15 protein-coding genes are annotated in these 20018 nt (G+C 60.9%); 7 read left to right on the top strand and 8 right to left on the bottom strand.

The annotated features are described in order from the left end of the window. Positions 1-196 precede the first annotated feature (196 nt). Positions 197-1384 (bottom strand): serine hydrolase domain-containing protein, encoded by a 1188-nt coding sequence (locus AC5FXY_RS11760; protein ID WP_493556871.1) that lies wholly within the window; start codon positions 1382-1384, stop codon positions 197-199. A gap of 598 nt (positions 1385-1982) precedes the next feature. On the opposite strand from AC5FXY_RS11760, the gene AC5FXY_RS11755 reads away from it, so the two are divergent. Continuing rightward, positions 1983-2765, top strand: coding sequence for an MBL fold metallo-hydrolase (locus AC5FXY_RS11755; protein ID WP_493556870.1), 783 nt, complete (start codon positions 1983-1985; stop codon positions 2763-2765). A 118-nt stretch (positions 2766-2883) separates the two neighbouring features. Here AC5FXY_RS11755 and AC5FXY_RS11750 read toward each other — a convergent pair whose 3' ends face one another. From AC5FXY_RS11750 to AC5FXY_RS11735, 4 genes are all read right to left on the bottom strand, one after another. Further along, positions 2884-4074 (bottom strand): acetyltransferase domain-containing protein, encoded by a 1191-nt coding sequence (locus tag AC5FXY_RS11750; protein ID WP_493556869.1) that lies wholly within the window; start codon positions 4072-4074, stop codon positions 2884-2886. 307 nt (positions 4075-4381) lie between these two features. Beyond that, the gene (locus AC5FXY_RS11745; protein WP_493556868.1) at positions 4382-5311 is read right to left on the bottom strand and encodes a replication initiation protein; all 930 of its coding nucleotides are present in this window, start codon (positions 5309-5311) and stop codon (positions 4382-4384) included. Positions 5312-6341: 1030 nt separating this feature from the next. Beyond that, the gene (locus AC5FXY_RS11740) at positions 6342-7568 is read right to left on the bottom strand and encodes a Y-family DNA polymerase (RefSeq protein ID WP_493556867.1); all 1227 of its coding nucleotides are present in this window, start codon (positions 7566-7568) and stop codon (positions 6342-6344) included. Between the two features lie 3 nt (positions 7569-7571). Further along, positions 7572-7994 (bottom strand): LexA family protein, encoded by a 423-nt coding sequence (locus AC5FXY_RS11735; protein WP_493556866.1) that lies wholly within the window; start codon positions 7992-7994, stop codon positions 7572-7574. 270 nt (positions 7995-8264) lie between these two features. On the opposite strand from AC5FXY_RS11735, the gene AC5FXY_RS11730 reads away from it, so the two are divergent. Further along, the gene (locus tag AC5FXY_RS11730; RefSeq protein ID WP_493556865.1) at positions 8265-8627 is read left to right on the top strand and encodes a hypothetical protein; all 363 of its coding nucleotides are present in this window, start codon (positions 8265-8267) and stop codon (positions 8625-8627) included. A gap of 144 nt (positions 8628-8771) precedes the next feature. After that, positions 8772-9359, top strand: coding sequence for a CehA/McbA family metallohydrolase domain-containing protein (locus tag AC5FXY_RS11725; RefSeq protein WP_493556864.1), 588 nt, complete (start codon positions 8772-8774; stop codon positions 9357-9359). 22 nt (positions 9360-9381) lie between these two features. Here the strand turns inward: AC5FXY_RS11725 and AC5FXY_RS11720 are convergent, their stop codons facing one another. Further along, positions 9382-10938, bottom strand: coding sequence for a bifunctional metallophosphatase/5'-nucleotidase (locus AC5FXY_RS11720; RefSeq protein WP_493556863.1), 1557 nt, complete (start codon positions 10936-10938; stop codon positions 9382-9384). A gap of 652 nt (positions 10939-11590) precedes the next feature. Further along, the gene (locus AC5FXY_RS11715; RefSeq protein ID WP_493556862.1) at positions 11591-13963 is read right to left on the bottom strand and encodes a TonB-dependent receptor domain-containing protein; all 2373 of its coding nucleotides are present in this window, start codon (positions 13961-13963) and stop codon (positions 11591-11593) included. 276 nt (positions 13964-14239) lie between these two features. Here AC5FXY_RS11715 and AC5FXY_RS11710 point away from each other — a divergent pair, with 276 nt between their 5' ends. Together AC5FXY_RS11710 and AC5FXY_RS11705 are read left to right on the top strand one after the other, a co-directional pair. Then, positions 14240-15298: a sensor histidine kinase gene (locus tag AC5FXY_RS11710; RefSeq protein ID WP_493556861.1), complete on the top strand. Its 1059-nt coding sequence runs from the start codon at positions 14240-14242 to the stop codon at positions 15296-15298. Continuing rightward, positions 15295-16014: a LytR/AlgR family response regulator transcription factor gene (locus tag AC5FXY_RS11705; protein ID WP_493556860.1), complete on the top strand. Its 720-nt coding sequence runs from the start codon at positions 15295-15297 to the stop codon at positions 16012-16014. The genes AC5FXY_RS11710 and AC5FXY_RS11705 overlap by 4 nt, the downstream gene beginning before the upstream one ends. A gap of 35 nt (positions 16015-16049) precedes the next feature. On the opposite strand, the gene AC5FXY_RS11700 is transcribed toward AC5FXY_RS11705, so the two are convergent. Further along, positions 16050-17129 carry a serine hydrolase domain-containing protein gene (locus AC5FXY_RS11700; protein ID WP_493556859.1) on the bottom strand — a complete coding sequence of 360 codons (1080 nt, stop codon included), beginning with the start codon at positions 17127-17129 and terminating at the stop codon, positions 16050-16052. A 641-nt stretch (positions 17130-17770) separates the two neighbouring features. Here AC5FXY_RS11700 and AC5FXY_RS11695 point away from each other — a divergent pair. Then, positions 17771-18409 carry a vWA domain-containing protein gene (locus tag AC5FXY_RS11695; protein WP_493556858.1) on the top strand — a complete coding sequence of 213 codons (639 nt, stop codon included), beginning with the start codon at positions 17771-17773 and terminating at the stop codon, positions 18407-18409. Between the two features lie 345 nt (positions 18410-18754). Next, positions 18755-20011, top strand: a complete 1257-nt coding sequence (locus AC5FXY_RS11690; RefSeq protein ID WP_493556857.1) for a PP2C family serine/threonine-protein phosphatase — start codon at positions 18755-18757, stop codon at positions 20009-20011. Positions 20012-20018: the final 7 nt, after the last annotated feature.

The following is a 20018-nucleotide window of genomic DNA, read 5'->3' as shown; positions in this document are numbered from 1 at the left end:
TTTCATTCGAAGCTAACCCCAGCTTGAAGTGTGTGTTATAATGCGTGTGCAAACTGATTTGAATTTCAAGCTGTTATTGGGGAAGCTCCGGCTTAGGTCGGACTAATTTCTTGACCCGGGCCAGCGGAAATAGCCGCACTCTTAATTACCCCGATGGGTGCGTGCTAAACCCACCCCGGCGTTGGGATTCCGGCGCTTATTTGTCACTGCTACCAAGTATCCCTGCGGCCCGCAGCCTCTCCAGTAGGCGCATCGTGACGGCTTCGGCCTTGCCGTCGCCGTTGTTGGAAAAGCAGACTACCGTCAACTGCCGGGCCGGAAAGCGGACCACGTAGCTGTTAAAGCCCAGGTCGCCGCCGGCGTACCATACGGTTTCGGTGCCGTGAAAGGAGCCGAACACCAGGCCCAGGGCATCGTTGTCCTTGGGGTGCGCAAACCGCTCGCGCCGGTGCATAAGCTGGTAGAAGGCCTCGCCGCCCAGTTGCTGGGTGTACCAGTTACGGTCCCAGCGCGCCCAATCCTCCACGCTGGTAAATACCCCACTGCCGCCGTAGTGCGGGGCATTCCGGTGCGCTTGCAGAAAGCCGCCCGCCTCGCGGACGTAGAACCCCGCCTGGCGGGAAGCTGCCACCAACTCGGGCGTTCGTCGCAGGTAGCCCGTGGCGCGGCCGGGTACGACCAGCGTCACGTCATCGCTGACGTGGGTGTGGCGCATGCCGAGCGGGGCGAACAGGTGCTGCTCGGCAAAGTCGGCAAAGCGCTGTCCGCTGACCTGTTCCACGATTTTGGTCAGCAGCATGTAGTTGACGTTGGAATAAGCCCACTGCGAGCCGGGCGCAAACAGCAGCCGGGGTTGGCGCAACGTAACGGCAATGGCCGTGTCGACGGTAAAGTAATCGTACAGGTTCCAGTTCAGGCCATTGCCCCGCCCCTGAGCATGGTATTCGGGCAAGCCGCTGGTCATGTACACCAGGTGCTTGACCAGCAGGCGCTCAGGGTACTTGGCCACGGCGGGCACGTAACGCTGCACCTCGTCCTCGAGCGATAGACGCCCCTGCTGCACCAGCAGGGCGATGCAGGCAGCGGTGAACTGTTTGGAAAGCGAGGCGATGTTAAAGACGGTGGCCGGGGAGTTGGGCAGGTGGTGGTCCAGGTTGGCCAGGCCATACCCTTTGCTGTAGAGAACCTGGCCCCGCTGGAAAATTCCTACTGCGTAACCAGGCGCAGGCCCCGGCCCCACGGCGGCATTCATCAGGGTGTCTAGTTGATAGCGCAGCCGACGGCTTAGTCGACGACCGGGCGCGGATTGCGGGCGGTTGTTCGGCTGGCCGAGGCGCCCAGGCTTGGCCTGGGGGGCGCCGGCGATACGCGGCCGGAGCGGCATGTGGCAATGGGGGCAGGTGCCCGGGGCAGCGTAGCGGATGGTATCACAGGCAGCGTTGCAAGGAGAGCAGGAGTAAACGGCAGCGGTAGCCAAGCGGGGTTGGCTAGCCAGGGGTTTAGCCAGCAACGTGCAAACGAGAAGCACAAACCAATAGCGAACTGTGGGCAAGCAGAAGAGCATACAACCGGACTGACGGGGCCTTTCGCGACGGCCCTGGAAAGTTACTTTTAGCTTTTATACTTAGCCTGCAGTTGAGCGCCGAAGCACAAAAAATGGTTGGAGCGGGTTGCCAAGGCTGCCGCCCGTCGGGTGCATGGCGCCGTAAAGAGTAGGTCGTACACTGTCGGCAGCCAGTGATTCGGCGCAGCCAATGCCGCTTACCCGTAACGGGCAGCCAACCCGGCAGGGGCGGTTCCCAGGCAGGCAGCTGAAAACGTTAGCAACCCAGAGCTGTATGCCCGCTTCCCTATGGGCTTATCTTGAGCACGAACTTGTGATCTGCGGCCGGGTTATTGTCTTATTCCCGGGATGCTGCTCCTGCTGGTGCCAAGCTCCTTAAACCAATCACCCATAAGCTCACAACCCACCGAAACCACATATGAAGTCTATTCTGATACTTCCGGCCGCGCTGCTTGCCTTAGCTGGGCAGGCCCAAACTGCACCGGCCAAGTCCGCACCGCGCGCGGCGGCTGACCAGGTTACCACCAAGCAAGGGCCGCTGACGGTGCAGCCCATCACGCACGGCAGCGTGGTGCTGGCTTGGAACGGCAAGACCGTTTACGTGGATCCCTACGGCGGGGCCGAAGCCTATGCCGGGCTGGCCGCGCCCGACGTGGTTCTGATCACCGACATCCACGGCGACCATATGGACCCGAAAACCCTGGCGGGCCTCTCCCTGGGCAAGGCTTTGCTGGTGGTGCCCCAGGCCGTTGCGGAGCAGCTGCCGGCTGAATATCGAGCGCGGGTGCGGGTGCTCAGCAACGGCCAGCAGCTCGACACGCTGGGCCTGCGGGTCTCGGCCGTTCCGATGTACAACCTGCCGGAAGCGGCCGACTCGCGGCACCCCAAAGGGCGGGGCAACGGCTACGTGCTCAGCCTGGGCGGCAAAAACGTGTACCTGTCGGGCGATACGGAAGACATCCCCGAAATGCGCGCCCTGAAAAACATCGACGTCGCGTTTGTGTGCATGAACCTGCCCTACACCATGGACGCGGCGCAGGCCGCGCAGGGCGTGCTGGCCTTCAAGCCGCGCATCGTGTACCCCTACCACTACCGGGGCCAAAACGGGTTGAGCGACGTGGCCGCCTTTAAGAAAACCGTCAACGCGGCCAACAAGAACATCGACGTGCGGCTGCGCAACTGGTATCCAGCAGCTAACTGAATTGCCCCGACTACGCCGACCCTCTGGCTGGGATGTTGGGTTAGTTTCTCTATTCCGGCCTGGGCTTTCAGGGGTTTGCCCGGAAGCTCAGGCCAGGTCCCTTACCGGTTGCTCCCGCTTACAGGTAAGAGAGCCACCAGTAGGTATGGTGCTGCTTGAAACGCTGGTACCAGCGGCACGGCCAGTACAAGGCCATTACCACCCCGGCCCAGACCAGATAGGCTCGCCCCAGGCTGGGGGCGTAGGCGGGCGGCCAGTCCGGCGCGGCGGCAAACGCCAGGTTAATTGCCTGTCCAAATGCCAGGGTCGTCCATACCCAGGCGGCGGCGCTGAGCAGCGTAAAGTGCAGCAGGTAATAAAACAACGGAACCTGACCGAAGGAGCGCAGGGCGCGGCCCACCCACCCGGCCGCGGTTTCCGCCTGGCTAAGCATTAGCAACGCCCCGCCCAAAGTGAGGCACACAAAAAGTAGCGACGGCGGGGACTTGGTTACGTTAACAAAGGAGAGCAGGGTGTGGAGCAGGCCTTGCGGCTGCGTGCTCCAGGGCGCCGGGTCACCGTACCAGTTGGTGGCCCGTAGCACCCCAAACAACAGCAGCAGCCCGCCCCCGAGAAGGCGCAAGCGCCGGTTCCGCTGGGGCAGCGGCAGCTGAAACCAGGGTCCCAGCAGGTAGCCCGCCAGCAGCACCCCCAGCCAGGGTCCCAGTGAATACGCCACGAGCACCGGCTGCTCGAGTACCGGCAGCACAAACGGCCCGTTGCGCAGCAGCGCCCAGCCCGCATTGGCCGCCGTCACGGGCGCGATGTTCGGCACCAGATTGTGACCGGCCAGGATCAGCAGCGTCAGCCCCGCCAGCACCCAGCGCGGCAGCCAGATCAGGCCCGCCAGCAGCACCAAGCCCGCTCCGATAACCCAGATTACCAACAGCAAAATCAGCTCATAGCTCCAGGCGAGCACGAAGGTGAGCAGCGCCACTTCCAGCAGGATCAGCCACAGGCCCCGCTTGAGCAGGAAGCCGCTGGTGGCCGCGCGGCTCGACCGCTTTTGCCCGTAGAGGTAAACGCTGCAGCCCGTCAGGAACACGAAGGTGGGGGCGCAGAAGTGCGTAACCCAGCGCGTGAGAAACAGCAGGGCCGGAGCCTGGGCAAGGTTTTCGGGTTGCACAAGCGTGCGGCTGAAAAAATCGCGGGTGTGGTCCAGGGCCATGAGCACCATCACCAGGCCCCTGACTACATCAATTGCGTGCACGCGCGGCGTCGTGGCGCGGACCTGAACGGCAGAAGCCGCGGCGGGTAGAATAGAAGGCATCAGCAGGGCTGGGGGATAAGGTAGTAGGCCAGGAGGCGGGCAACGATAAGCATAAAAGGGGTAAATCCCTTTGAAATGCCAAGCCGTGCGGTTGCGTCTTCCCGGGGGAGCATTCCACGCCCGGTCGGGCCAGCCGGGTAGGCCCCCTGGTACTTTAATTTTGTCCTCCCGGCCCGTCTGGACTTTTCCGATCAGACGCGGGCCGGTGCCTGGTGGTAAAATTCCAGCGGGCGGGTAGTAACAGGCCAGCCTGTTTGCCCAGCCCACCCGTCATGGAGCGGCCGGGAGCGGGCAGGGAAAGCGCCGCTTAGCGCAGCCCCTGCATCTTTAAAAACAGGCCCCCGGGGTTTTTGGTCGCCTTTATCTTGTCGGTCTTGAGTTTGTACATGAACGCGAACAAGGCATCTACGTGCTTGGCCGACTGCAGGATCTCCTGCACGAGCTTGGGCTCAGCGATGCCCAGTGCGTCCAGGTGTTTGCGGGCCAGCTGCACCTTGGCATCGTCGGCTTCGAGCTCGAAGGGGATGGGCAGCTGCTGGGGTACCTGGGTGTTGACGTAAAACTTGATGCTCTGGTAAGAGCGCCCCTTTTTGATCAGCTCGTACTTGATGCGCAGGTCCGTGTTCTCGTTGATCTGCTTGGTGGCCACGTCGAGCACGTACTTCTGCAGGGCCGATATCTGCGCGTACTGCTCGGGCTCCTTGCCCGCCGGGTCCTTGAGCTTAAGCATGGCCTTGAATTCATCCAGCGAGTAGGTCTTGGTTTCGCCGATGTCCTTCCACTGCGAAGCCAGCTGGTAGATGCGCTTGGCGTACTTGCTGGACAGCGAAAAGGCGGCCTGCAGGCGGTAGGAGGTGAAGTTGCTTTTTAAATCAATCAGGAAAGGGCGCATGCGCTCGGATATCTCCAGCTCAATAGTGCCTTCCCCTTTGCGGTACAGGGCCGAGGCCAGCAAACTCACCTGCAGCAGGGTCTTGCCGTTCTCGATGTGGTAAACGCGGCTGTTGAGGTTTTCGGTGGATTCCAGCAGCTGCTTGTAGTTCCAGGTGCGCCCGGTCATCTCCATCAGCTCCTGTACCCGGATTTCGTAGATCGTGCCGGCCTTGTCCTGCTTGGAAAGCTTGGAGAGCAGCGAAAAGACAATGTCCATCTCGCAGGCGCTCATCTCGTAGCGAGCCGTTGTGAGCGCGTTGTGCTGCCGAATTTCAATCGGAACGGTGGATTCGGGCGCGGCCATAGCTTGTCTTAAAGGCGGTATAAAACAAACATACGTCAAAATTCAGAAAGTAATAGAGTCAAATTCAAGCTCTATCAATACTGCTGGCTCCTTTCCTCCCGGGCGCTTATAAAACCTATTAGTTAGACTTATAAAACCTATTAGTTAGCCCAACGAGAGGTTGCCGCGATACTTATAAAAGCTATTAGTTAGACTTATGAAAGCTATTACTTCCGCCCCTGGCAAAGCGGCCCGATCCGAGTCTAACGCCCCAGTCGCTTATAAAAGCTATTAGTTACCTGTCGGGAGGCCAATTAATAGGGCTGTCTAAGCGGCCCTATTAACCAGCTTATGATTGCTATTACTTGCGCTTATAAAAGCTATTGCTCAGCTTATAAAGCCTATTACTTGACTTATAAACTCTATTACCTCGCGTATAAAATCTATTACTTAAGCTGCTTAAGCTTCTGAATATCAATCGTCTACAGCCCCTGCAAATACCTTAAATACTAAAAATACTCACAAGCTTGTTGAAGTTCGGGTACAAAAGCTTTTAAAGTGGCAGGATAAGACCATCTTCGACCGGGATCAACAAAGAAAGCAGTATAAATAAGCACAAAATACGATTGCACTTTTTAAAGAATTTTTTGCCTTTTTATGCTATTGAGGCTTATTGAAGACTATCAAAACTACTGCTCAGCAGCGTAAATGGCTAACTAATAGTTTTTATAAGCTTCATCGAAAGCTCTGACTCGGGTGCGAAACACAGCTTCCATAACCCCATTCCAGTGGGTAATGCGTTCCAGAGCCTTGGCAGGAGCTGTCAGCCACTTATAAAATCTATCTTTTCGCCTCCTTTAGCCAGCAAGGTTGTAGCCGCTCGAATCTGAAGTAATAGATTTTATAAGCCCGTTACCCGCCTGCGGACCCCCAAAACCAAACACGCTCACTGCCGCCGACACCCTGGGTGGTACCCGACTGCTTACCCGACCAGCAGCAGATCTTCCAGCCGGGTAGTGTACTGCGGGGTGCGCCACTGGGCTTGCCCTTCCTAGGGCGCGCGCAACTGACCCGGGGGCAACAGCAACGACGCCAGCTTCACGGTGCCCTGCCCGTAGCGGCGGTTAAGCCCATCGAGCTCGGCCATGAGGCGGGCGCGCTTTTCGCCCCCGGGCGCCGCTTCAAACAACGACAGCTGGGTTTGCCCCGCCGGCTCCAGCCCGTCGAGCACGACGCCGGCTTTGGTGTAGCGCTGGCCCGGTAGCCAAAGCTTCCTGAGCGCGACCCGGGCGTAGCGCAGCAGCTCGAGCGTGTCGTTGGTGGCCACGGGCAGGGTGAAGACCACCGAGCGGGAGTAGGGGGGCTGCTCCAGCCCAAAACGGCTTTTGCTCAGGAACACGGTCATCAGGTTCGCCGCATCGCGCTGGCGGCGCAGCTTCTCGGCGGCGCGCGAGGTAAACGCCCCAACGGCCCCGAGCAAGTCCGGGAACGCGCTCAGCGGCTGGCCAAACGTGCGCGAGCAGCACAGGCTGCGCCGCGCGAGCGTGCCGTCCTCGCTGGGCTGCAGCTGCTGGCAGGCCACGCCCTGCAGCTCTTTGACTAGCCGGGCACCCACCACGCCGCCCAGGTGCTGGCGGGCAAACCCGTCGGAGCAGGCGGCCAGGTCGGCGGCGGTGGCAATGCCCGCCGCGTGCAGCTGCTGCGCGTACTGCCGGCCGATGCCCCACACGTCCTCCACCGCCACCTGGGCCAGGGCCCAGCGGCGGCGCTCGTCGGTGTCCAGGTACAGGACCCCGCCCAGCGCCGGCTGCTTTTTGGCCAGGCGGTTGGCCAGCTTGGCCAGCGTTTTGGTGGGGGCTACCCCCACGCAGGTGGGAATGCCGGTGCGGGCCTTGACGTTCTGGCGCAACTGCCGGGCAAAGGCCTCCCGGCTGCCCAGGTAGCGTTCCATGCCCGCCAGATCCAGAAAGGCTTCGTCGATGGAGTAGATTTCCACCTCCGGCACCACCTGGCTCAGGTACCACATCACGCGGCGCGACATGTCGCCGTAGAGGGCGTAGTTGCTCGAAAACACCTGCACCCGGTGCTGCTGGAGCAGGGGCTTGGCCTGAAAGTACGGCTCGCCCATCGCCAGCCCCAGGGCTTGGGCCTCGGCCGAGCGGGAAATGATGCAGCCGTCGTTGTTGCTGAGCACCACCACGGGCCGGCCTTCCAGCCGCGGCTGAAAAACCCGCTCGCAGGAAACGTAGAAGTTGTTGCAGTCGACCAGGCCGAACATACGCTAGTCGCGGGTTTGCAGCAGGGCCGAGAGCTTGCCGGGCACCAGCTCGTGCAGCACGTGGGTGACGACGCCCCAGATGTGCACGTCCTGCGCGTCCTCGTGAATCTGCCAGGGTTTGTAAGCCGGGTTCTCCGGCATCAGCCACCACGCGTCGCCTTGGTTGACGAGACGCTTGACGGTGCATTCCCCCTCCACCACAGCCACCACGATGTGGCCGTGGTCGGCTTCCAGGGCTTTGTCGACGGCCAGCAGGTCGCCGGCGTGGATTTCGGCCCCGCTCATGCTTTCGCCCACCACCCGCACCAGGTACGTGGCGTCGGGGTGGCGCAGCAGCAGCTTGTTCAGGTCCAGCAGGCCTTCCATATGATCCGAGGCCGGCGAGGGAAAGCCCGCCGGCACCAGGCAGCCGAACAGGGGCAGCAAAAGGGGAGTGTGGGAGGCGGTTACGGGGATTAATTCAACATCACGCATGCTGGCAATCAGGTTGGTAAGCCCGCAAGTATACGTAGTGCTAAAATTGTTAGTATACTGGCTGGGGATTTTTATTTCTCCGCTATTCAATAGCTTTGAACTAATACCGAGTGATATATAGTTATTCACAAAGCTTAATCCCGTTGATTAAAGCGCTGGCAAAGATCAACTAACCTTGTCTTGCCAATTTCGTTAGTAAGCCTGAATCAATTGCTTACTGCTATGAAAATCCCCGTAACTCCCGGCCAGGACAAGCCCTTGCTGCCCGATGGCCGCCATACCGTAGAAATCACCGACGTGCAGGAAGGCACGAGCGAGCACCAGCAGGTGCCCTTTTTTGCCGCCCGCATGGAAAACGAGGAGGGCTTCGTCACCCAGCGCTTCTACACCTCGGAAAAAGCCATGCCCATTCTCTTGTCGTTGTACGCGGCCGTGGGCATTCAGCCCCAGGCCGGCCACGATCTGGACACCAAGCAGCTGCTGGGCAAAACGCTGTCCGTCGAGGTGGGCGAGCACCACTACGACAGCCCGGCTACGGGCAACGAGCGCACCCTGAAGCAGGCGGGTAACTTCCAGGCCGTTTAAACGCCGGCCCCACCCCACCCGGCCCGGGGCTTACCCTGAATGCAACCAAAAGCGGCAGCCCATCGGCTGCCGCTTTTGGTTGCTGGCGAATTGATCCGGCTTTAGCTTCGGCCCGGCGCTTCGCGCGCGCTCAGGTAGCGGTCAATGACGCGTTGCCGGGCCGCTACCCGCCGGGCCACCCAGGATGCGTTGACGCTCGGCCGCCGCCTGGAAGCTGTGGCTGGCAGCGACACCCATCACCTCAGCCCCGGTAAAGGCGTGCTGGCGGAGAGCCTTACCCATGAGGGTATCATAACGACGCTACGGCAGTACCGCAACTACGGAACCTCGGGCGCCAGAACCGTGCTCGATTTTACCGTCAATGGACAGCCTATGGGCTCGGCTCTGCCCCTGCTCAGGGACTCGGTGCGACTGACGCTGCGCGTGGAGGGCACCGCCCCCATTGACCGGATTGAGCTCGTGCGCAATCTGGACAACCACTTCGCCCTGGTGCGGCTGGAGCAGCAGCCCGGCGGGATAAGCGGCCGGTTTAAGCTCTACGACCCGGCCCGGCCGCAGCGGGGAACGTTATGGCCGCGCCGGACCTGCTGCGCTGGGTTGGCTTTTTCGTGCGCGATGCCGTGCCCGGCCCGGGGCCACTGCTTTACTTACGTGCGCGTCACCCAGACCGACGGCCACCAGGCCTGGTCCTCACCGGTGTGGCTTAAGCCCCCGGCGGCTTCCCAGACTTGAGCAGCTAAGTTTTAGTAAATGACTACTGCTTTTTGATACGTCCCTCCAAGCGGGGCTGGTAGGTAGCAAACGTCTTTAGGTAGCGCTTAATAGGCTCAACGAGCACTTCGCCGGTGTTTTTCTTGGCTACCGCTTGGCGAAATGCCAGGTAGCCGTCGCCGCCGTCGGCCAGAAAGTTCGGCGCCAGCACCTTGTACACCTTGTTGTCGTCCAGCGGGTTGCCCTTGATCGTGAGCTTGGTTATTCGGCTGCCCGCTGGCCGGCTTTCGTCGTAGTGCAGCTCCACGCCGGAGGACACTTGCAGAATGCCGTTGGTGAGCGAGGCCGCGTGCTCGAAGATGGACCGGAGGTCCGAGCCCTTGAGCTCCAGTTTGACTAATGTGTTGATGAAGGGAAAGGCGGAGATGATGTTGCCCAGCGTGACAGGGCCGGCGGCAATGTCCTGGCGCAGCCCGCCACTGTTGACGACGGCCAGGTCCTGGTCCGGGGCGGCGTGGAGCATGGCGTCGGCCACCATGTTGCCCAGCGTAGACTCTTCGCCGTAGGAGCGGGTGAGGGCCTGGGCCGCGGTGGTTACCTGCTCCGCAGCAATTTTCTTGGATTTCTTCTCCCACTTCTCGATGGCAGCCAGCGTGGGCTTGTCATCCAGCACAGCGTCGTCGAAGACGTAGTTCAAGCTGTTGGTGTACGAGCTGATCCGGTCCGTGGCGGGGTCGTAGGTTAATTCGAGGCGGCCCAACTCCGTCCCCAAAGCGTTGGTAGAGACGATAAGCGTACCATTTGAGACCAGCGGCTCCTGCACGCCCTGGTGAGCGTGCCCCGTCACGATCAGGTCCACACCTTGGACTTTCCGGGCCAGGTTTATGTCCTTCTGCAGGTTACGGCTCACGTCCGCGGTGCCCAGCGAGGACTGCCGGCCTGGGATGCCTTGGTGGATGAGCAAGACAACCAGATCCACTTTGCCCTGTAGTTCCTGCACGTACTTCTGCAGGTAAACTTCCTCGTCCCGCGCTTCCACGCCCTGGATCATTTCCTCGGAGATGGTGTCGTAGAAAGCAAAACGCCCATGCAGGCCGATGACGCCAATGCGCACGCCGTTTTTGACGATGATGCGGTAGGGGTGGTTCCATAGCAGCTGCTCCGTGCCTCGGCGGAAGATGTTGCCGTTGAGCACGGGGAATTTTGCCTTGCCCAGCTGGCGGACGGTGTTCTGCCAGCCGTGGTCGAATTCGTGGTTGCCGATGCAGGCCGCGTCGAGCTGCAGGTGATTCATCACGTCAATCACGGCCTCGCCTTGGGTGAGCGTACTGATGTAGGGGCCCGTGAAGTAATCCCCGGCATCGAAGTACAGCGCGTTTGGGTTGGCGGCCTTCTCCTGCTTGACCAAGGTGGCCAGGTTGGCAAAGCCCCCCACCGTGCGGGTCGGGCTCACAGCCGGCAGCAGCTGGGGCCGCACGTGGGCGTGCAGGTCGTTGGTGTAGAGGATGGTCAACTTTTTCCCCGGGGTGGCTGCCCCGCCCTGAGCAGGCGCCAGCGAAGGAGACAGGGCCAGCAAGGCCAGCAGCAGTGCCGTTTTCATAGGCTGTAACGCGGAAAGGTTGCGGCACGAACTTACGTGCCTAGCCAGCAAAAGCAAACCTACGGACGGCTTGGTTGCTATTGGCTGGTATTCTTTCCCGGCATACTCGCCGGCCCCTATCGGGAGATGCGCCTTATCCGAGTCTGGGTGTGAAGGTTCGATTCACAGTCAATGCGCGCGTTGACACATTTTCCTAATGGTCGTCCGTTTAACTTTTGTGCCAGATTTTAACCGTGGCCACTCTTATAACTAGGCTATGGAGAGATTCACTTTTCGCCCTGTAGATAGCATTCAAATCTTTGCTACGGTTGTATAGATTACTGAAGCGCAAAATGGGACGAGGAAAACAAGCTCGCTGCGTAGCCGTTCTTGCTGCTGTCATTTAAGCGGTACCCCCCTCTGCACATCACTTTTAAGGTTTAAAGAAGGTGTCCAAGTTGATCTGGATTCCTAGGGCAGTTTCCTGGCTGGTTAAGAAGCTTTTCGCACCCTTTTACTCGACCCGATCAAACAGGAGAATTGTCCCACCCATGTTGGGGCTCCCACATATCGCTACGCGCGGCAACCTACAGCTCCCTTTAACCTGGGAACAATCTTTTAACGGAAGTCAAGTTGGTAACCTTTTTCCCGGCAATTGGCCACCAAGGCGCGGCTACTCTTTGTCCGTCTTCACCCGCTCGCGCTCTTCTTCCAGGCTGGTGGCGCGCATGCGGGCGGCTTTAAGCTGCTGATTGCCGAGCTTGTAGCTAACGCTCAGGCGCGCCTGACGTGACTCGCGGTAGCTCAGGAAGCGAACGTCGTTTTGCTGAAAGTCAACCCGACCGCGCTGCCGGTTGGAAAACAGCACGTCGTTGACGGTCAGCCGCAGGGTGGCGCGGCCCTCGAGCAGGATTTTTTGCGCGCCCAGGTTCAGGTTGCCGAAGGCCTGGTAGCGCAGAATGCCGTCGAGGCCGGCCGTCTGGTAGAAGCCCGAGGCTTCCAGCCTGAGCTGGTGCGGCAGCTTTACGGTGGCCTGCCCGTAGAAGGTGGCCGCCGTGCGGGCGGCGCGCGCAGCGCGGTTGCCGTCCAGGTACACAAACTCGTTGCGGGCCACGTTTACGCCGGCGTAGCCCGTAAGCGGTTTTACGAAGCTCAGCGGCAGGTTCAGCGAAGCGCTGTAGCTGTTTTGGTAATCGAGGTTGCGGGAGATGGAGTAAAGCTGCGAGCCTTCGGTTTCCGTTACCAGGCTGATCACCCCGTTGGTGCGGCTGTAATTGAGCACGACGAAGGGCTGCTGGTCGTAAGTCAGGGCGAGCTTGTAGTTATTGGCCAACTCCGGCAGCAGGTTCGGGTTGCCGCGCTGCTGGGTATAGGGGTCGAGGTAGATGATGTTCGGATTCAGGTCCTGGTAGCTCGGCCGGTCGATGCGGCGGCTGTAGGCGGCGTTCAGGCCCACGAACTTGTGCAGCACCCGGTCCACGTTCAGGCTCGGAAACAACTGCCCGTAGTGGCGGGCAAAGCGCACCTCGTCGGGGGTGTCTTTCGTGAAGCGGCCCCGATTGTCGGTCCACTCGCCGCGCAGGCCGGCCTGCCAGCGGAAGCCCAGGTGCTCGCCTTCAACCTGCACGTAGCCGGCCTGGATGTTTTCCACGAAGTGAAACGTTTCCGTGCGGTCGTTGGGACCGCCGAGCGGGCCGCTCACCAGATCAAGAGCAGTGCGAATGTCGGCCTGGCTGGTTTTGGCCCCCAGGCGCAGCTTCAGGGCGGGCCGCAGCGGCCAGCGGTAGTCTACCCGGCCCGAGCGCAGGCCGATGCCCACGCGTTGGTCGTTGCGCAGGGCTTCGCCCAGGCCGTTGTTGAAGGCGTTCTGCACCTGCCCCAAGCTGCCCGACTCGTAGTAGGAGTAGTCTGCGTCGGCCGTCAGTTCGCGGCCCAGCGTATCGAGCTGCAGGCGGTAGTTGAGGTTGGCCGCGTAGGTATTGGTACGGCGGCGGGTACGGTTGCGGGTATCCACCGCGGTGCCGTCGGGGGCCGTAACATCGTTCTCGGCTTCGGCCCGGGTGCGGTTGGCGTAGCCCGTAACAAGCACGCCCAGCGTCTGCCGCAGGGACAGAAAGTAATCGGCGCCGAGGCGGAAGGTGTTAACCGTGGCCGTGCGCGGCTGGTAGCTGCGCTGCTCGTAGCGGAGGCCCGGCTCGTCGGGGTGGCGCACGGTGTTGAGCTGCTCGTAGGTTTTGCGGTGGGCCAGGCCGTAGTTGCCGAACACGTTCACCTTGCCCGCGCGGTAATTCAGGTCGAGGGCGGAGCCCGCCTTGCCAAAGCGACCGTAGCCCACGTTGGCCGACACGGTGCCGTTGGTGCCCAGGTCCACGTTTTTCTTCAGAATGATGTTGATGACGCCCGCGTTGCCGGCCGCGTCGAAGCTCGCGTCGGGCTGCGACATCACCTCAATGCGGTCGATGCTGCTGCTGGGAAAATCCTTGAGCACGCTCACCACGTCGGTGTAACGCGTGGTGCGCCCGTCGATGAGAATCACCACGCCTTCGCGCCCGGCTAGGCTGATGCGGTCGTTGAGCACGAGCAGGCCCGGCACTTGCTGCAGGGCTTCCAGCGCCGTAGCCCCGGCCGTGGCGCTGCCCGCCACGTTTACGATGACCTTGCCGCCCTGCATTTCCAGCAGCGGCTTGCTACCCACCACTTCCACGCCCTGGAGCTGCTGCGCCGCCGACACGAGTTTCATCGTGGGTACCACCACGCCGGCGCGGTTTACCTCAAACACAGCCGAGCGCTGCGTCACGTAGCCCAGCATGCTCACCGTGACGCGGTAGCGCCCGGCCGCCACCTGCTGAAAGCGGTAGCCGCCATCGGCTGCCGATTGGACCCCGGTAACCTGGGTCGTGTCCGGCACGGGGCGCAGCAACACCGTGGCGAAGGGCAGCGGCTGCTGCTGCTCATCCAGCAAGCGTCCAGACACCGTGCCCGATGTCTGGCCCAGGCTGAGGAAGGCAGGGGCTGCCGTTAAACAAAGGGTGAGAAGGGCTTTCATGGGGCTAGAGGGAAGTAAGTTGCCGGGTGCGGGACCGATGGGGCCTGAATAGGTATGGCAAACCTAGCGGCGCCTACTCCCGCGTGCCTACTGCAATCCGCCAACGCGGCTTTTTCCTCCGCCAGGGCACGGCGAGGGGTGGCGGGCCGCGCGAACCAGGGTCCGAAGAAGCTTTTTGACGGGTTGGCGGACGCTTTGCCGGAGTTGGCGGATTGCCGTTTGCCCGCCGCGGCTGACCAAGCTACCTTGCCACCTTACCGGTCCTCCCGCCCGCGCATGGAACGTCGCCGCGTTTTGCTTACCCACCTGCTTTTTTGGGTGCTGTTTCTGGGCGTGCTTTTGCTTTACCGCACCAGCAACCGCAACCACGGCGTGGTGACGCCGGCCCTGTACCTGGCCGAGCTGGGAAAAGCGGCGCTGTACGTACTCTACGCCCGGGTGCTGTTTACTTTCTACCTGAGCCTGTGGGTATTCACGCGGTTTTTTACTCCCCAGCGCCTTGGGCTGCTGTTCGGGCAGGTGGTGGTGCTGGGCGTGTTCGACGCGACCCTAAGCTACGTGCTGGAGCAACGCCTCATTGGCCCGTTGACCGGCTGGTGGTTTACGGACCCGCAGACGCCCGCGCTGGTGTTCATCACCGATGCGCTGCTGGCCAGCTGGGTGTTTGTGATGATGGCCTTTATTTACAAGCACGTGCGCGACTACCGGGCAGCCGAGGCGCTGCGCCACGAAAAAACCGCCCTGGAGCTGGCTTACCTGAAGTCGCAGCTCAACCCGCATTTCTTGTTTAACAACCTCAACAGCCTCTACGGGCTGGCCCTGACCGAGCCCGAGCGGACGCCCGATGCCATTCTCCGGCTGGCCGACCTGCTGCGGTACATGCTCTACGAGTCCAACGAAGCGTACGTGGCCCTGCGCCAGGAAATCGACTACCTGACCAGCTACATTGCCTTGGAGAAGCTGCGCCATGAGGGAGCCTGCTACGTCGAGTTCACCGTGGAAGGGGCCGTTACCACCCAACGCATTGCCCCGCTACTGCTCATCTGCTTTGTGGAAAATGCGTTCAAGCACGGCTCGGTCAGCAACCCCGCGCACCCCGTTACGCTGGAACTGGCGGTGCGCGGAGACGCTTTGACCTTCCGGGTAGGCAACGCTATTGTGGCCCAGCACAAAGACCAGGTGGGAGGAGTGGGCCTGGCCAGTGTGCGGCGGCGGCTCGCGCTGCTCTACCCCGGGCGGCACCACCTGGCCGTAGCCGACGACGGCGCGTACTTTCAGTGCACGCTCTCGCTGGACACTGCCGCCCCGCCCGTACTTATTTCTGCCCGCCCATGACTCCGCTTCGCACCCTGGCCATCGACGACGAGCCCCTGGCGCTGCGCGTGCTGACCGCGCACGCCCGCCGGGTACCTTTTCTGCACCTGGTAGCTACCACCACCGACCCCGTCCAGGGCCTGGTGCAGGCGCAGGCGGGCGACATCGACCTGGTGCTGCTCGACGTGCAGATGGCCGCGCTCAGCGGCATGCAGTTCCTGCGGCTGCTGCAGGGCCGCTGCGCCGTCATTCTAACCACGGCCTACCCGCAGTATGCGTTGGAGGGCTACGAGCACGCCGTGGCCGACTACCTGCTCAAGCCCATTTCCTTTGAGCGGTTTCTCAAAGCCGTCCAGCGGGTTCACGCCCAGGTTAGTGCCGGCCCCGCGGCGGGCCAGGTGGCGGGGCCCAGCCCGGCCGAGTTTCCGGCCTACAGCTTTATTAAAACGGAGCACCGCCTGGTGCGGGTCAACCACGCCGACATCCGCTACATCGAAGGCGGCCGGGACTACGCCACGGTGTTTACCGGCACCGAACGCATTCTGACGCTGACCAGCCTGGGCAAGCTGGCCGAGGGCTTGCCGCAGCCGCCGTTTATGCGCGTGCACAAGTCCTATATCGTGGCCTTGAATCAGATTACTGCGGTCGAGCGGCAGCGCATCTACCTGGGCCAGAGTGTTATTCCCATCGGGGATACTTACCGGGCCGACTTTGCCCGCGTAGTGGGCAGCGGCTAAGGTAGGGGTGCAAGCTACCGGGTGATTTACCCACCTTAGTCGGGAAACAGCACCCTCATGAGGGCCTGGCTGGCTTTAACAGCCGCTGCCTCGGATTGGTTAGTGGCAACAAACAGCACGGTGCGGCCGTCGCGCGGATCCAGGTAACGGACGAAGTGGGCAAAGAATACGTCGTTGCTGCCGCCGTGTGACACCACCCGCGTGCCGCGCTTGGACTGGTACACCGACCAGCCGTAGCCGTAAAAGATGGAGCCGCCGGGCTTTTTGGCAACGTACGGCTGGTAGAGCTTGGCCTGCGTGGCCGGAGCCAGTACGTGGCCGCCCGCCAGCGCGCGGTGCCAGCGCCACAGGTCCTGCGCCGTGCTGAGCAGGCCGCCATTGCCGCGCAGGTTCCACGAAGGTCCGTCGGGGGCCCAGCCTTGCGCGTTGGGTTTGCCCCAGCGGCGGCCGCGCACGTAGCCCACCGCTACCACCGAATCGGGCCAGTTTACCAGCCGGTAGCCGGTGGCCGTCAGGCCGGCGGTCCGGAACAGGCGCTGGTGCAGGTACTGCTCGTAGGGCAGCCCACTGGCTTGCTCGATGATTACGGCCAGCAGCGAATAGCCCACGTTGGAGTACTGGTAGGACGAGCCCGGCGCAAACACCAGCTTGCGGCGCAGGGTCTGCCGGATAAAATTGGGCTGGCTCCGCCACCGCTCGTCGCGGCCGGAATACTCGCGCAGCCCCGCCGTGTGGGTGAGTAGCTGGTGCAGGGTGATGCCGCGCTTGTCGGCCGGGGCGGTGGGGAAATATTTACCCAGGGAGTCCTGCACGGTGAGCTTGCCGTCCTGCTCCAGCGCTAAAACGGCCGCGGCGGTAAACTGCTTGGCCAGCGAGCCGATGTCGTAAGCGGTATGGAGACCGTTGCGGATAAGGTGCTCCCGGTCGGCCTCGCCGTAGCCGCGCTGCCACACCAGGCTGTCGCCGCGCCCCACGAGCACCACGCCGGCAAAGTCGGTGCCGTCCAGGGCGGCTGACAGGCGCTGGGGCAGGTCTGCTGGGGGCAGGCTGGCGGGTTGGGCGGCCAGCGGGGGGGCACTAATTAGCAAGGCGCAGAAAAGCAAGGGGCGTAGCATGACCAGAGATGGATAAGGGGTGGCGAGTTTCGTAGGCCGCTTTCCAAACGCCCGCTTCGGGCAGTGAAAAACGGGCTCCCGTGGGCCTGGCAAACGTAGCTACGACGAGCACCGGGCACCCGCTGCAATCCGCCAACGCGGCTTTTTCCTCCGCCACCACGCCCGGGGATGCTACCGCGTCCCATCAGCTCGAAAACCGGGCGTGCGCAGGCGCCGCCCCGGGTGGGGGTAAGGGATGGGGCAGCTGCGAATGTCTGGTTGGCAAAAGAGTCAGCCGCCGTAATCGAGCTGCCCTGGTGGGACGGGCCTCAGCCACGTATCGCCTGGGCTGGTCGAGCTAGTGGCATTGCTCGGAAGCACCTGAACCAAGCGAGTAGGGGGAGCTGCTTAAGATCGGAGGGTTTAACCCGGTGCTGCGTAGGCAACGGCAGCTCCCAAACCTTGCCCAAAGGCCTGCGTTAAACCTGTCAGCCGCCAATTTTTGAGGCCAGGGTTTACAGCTGTTTTTCAACACTGGCGCTTGGAAAAAAGCACGTAGCGTAAAAGTCATTTCCTTCAGGATAAATGACTTACGTTGCTGGCTGGCGCGAGCCGCTACCGTTGCTGAGTTTATCAACCAAAACATTTCAAAACCTAAAAGGATGAGGAGACTACCCGTCTATTTGTTACTGGACACCTCTGGTTCTATGACCGGAGAACCCATTGAAGCCGTTAAAAACGGGGTTCAGGTCATGATCAGTTCGTTGCGGCAGAATCCGCAGGCGATTGAGACTGCCTTCATCAGCATCATCACCTTTGATAGTGAGGCCAAACAAGTGGTGCCCTTGACCGACTTGGCTTCGTTTCAGATGGTGGACATCCGAGCTACCGGCACTACCAGCTTAGGCGAGGCGCTGAAGTTGGTTTCTACCTGCATGGACAACGAGGTTACCAAAACCACGGCCGAGCAAAAAGGCGACTGGAAACCCCTGGTGTTCATCATGACGGATGGTGTCCCCACCGATGATTGGCAGCTGGGCCTGGAAGAGTTCAGAAAACGGAAAACCGCCTTTACCGTGGCCTGCTCCGCGGGTAGCGCCGCCGATTCTTCGCTCTTAAAGCAGATCACGGAGAATGTCGTCAGCCTTGACACCGCCGACAGCCAAAGCATTGCCAAGTTCTTTACCTGGGTAAGTGCCTCCATTGGCGTTTCCTCGACCAAAGTAGAGGATGGCGGCCAGGAAGTGACCGGTATGGGCGAACTACCCCCGCCGCCGGCTGAGTTGAACATCGTTACGTAAGCCGTTAGCACCTCCCTTGGCAAGGAAGAGGCTGGAAGAATTCTTCATCAGCCTCTTCCTTGTTTGCTGAAGTGATAGGACCAGCGACGAAAGCCGATCAGGTAGCAAAAGATTAACGGGTTGCCGGAACGGCAGCAGGGTAGACCCGGAGGAGCACCCAGAAACAGCGTTTAAAACCGTAAGCCCAAAGCAGGAATGGCCGATGCAAAACAACTGGTAACGGATCTTTTCAAAAGCAACGGCATTGTCATTCCCGAGCACCGGAAGCAGTTGTTCGACCGCTTTTTACAGAAAGAACAGAGCCTTGCCATTCTCCACCAACTCCGAAAAAACCAGGAACAGCTCATGGCAAATTGGAAAACCGAAGACCGAATAGCTGAAATCGTGCAACAGCCCATTCGCATTCCCAATGCTACCGTGGGTAAGCCCTATGCAGCTCCCTTTGACTTCGAGCAATTTGGCTGGAACGACCTTATCGCCTTCAAAATTGAAGGTCTGGAAGCCCTGGGGCTGACTTACAGCGCCGAAAACAACCAGCTTACCGGGGTTCCCACCCAAAGCGGCGACCTAAAGTTTTCGGTTTTCTTCAAAGTGGAAGGACAGCCGGAGGAGGCTCCCTTTCACCAAAAAGACATTCTGCTCATCATCAACCCAGATCCAAAAAGCCTCTGGAAAAACCTGGCGAGCGACCGTAACGACCCCTACTGGAAGGAAGACGATGTCACCTTGTTCGCTCCGTTAGGCGACCGGCACCTGGTGGTCTCCTCCAAACGCGGCCGCTCCCACGCCACGGTGGGCTCGTTCCGGGAAGATGACTTTGCATTCAGGGAGCTGCCCAACGGCTGGAACGTCGTGGTGGTGTCGGATGGGGCCGGGAGTGCAAAACTGTCCCGCAAAGGCTCGGCGCTGGCCTGCGCCGGCGTGGTCAACTATTTTCTGGACCCCGCAGCCGTAGAGAGCATGGCCGAGTTTGACGAACTGGTGCAACAGCACGCCAGCCACACCGGGGCCGACACCCAGAAAAACCTGAACCGTTTCGTTTACAACACCCTGGGCAAAGCGGCTTTTCAGGTGCACAAGCAACTGGAAAGCTTCGCTAAGGCGCAGGAGGTCACGTTAAAAGATTTGAGCAGTACGCTCATCTTCACCCTGTTCAAGAAGTACGACGTGGGCTACGCCTTGCTGTCCTTTGGCGTGGGCGATTGCCCCATTGCCGTGCTCAGCAAAGACCTGACCGAAGTGACGCTCATGAATTGGATTGACGTGGGCGAATTCGGGGGCGGTACCCGGTTTATCACCATGCCCGAGATTTTCCAGAACGAAAAGTTCGCTACCCGTTTCGGGTTTAAGCTGCTAGACGATTTCGCTTACCTGATCATGATGTCTGATGGCATCTATGACCCCAAGTTCGTGGTGGAGGCAAACCTGCCGGACATCGCCAAGTGGCAGGAGTTTCTGGCTGATTTAAACGGACAGAACGAAGATAAGGTCACGGTAGAGCTGAGCGCCACCAATCCCGACATTGAAGCGCAGCTCTCCCAATGGATGGATTTCTGGAGCCCCGGCAACCACGACGACCGCACCCTGGCCATTGTCTTCTAGCGCTTTT

Source organism: Hymenobacter sp. FMD4 (assembly GCF_058932745.1).
Note: the sequence above shows the minus strand (reverse complement) of the source record. Positions and strands in the feature narration are given on the sequence as shown.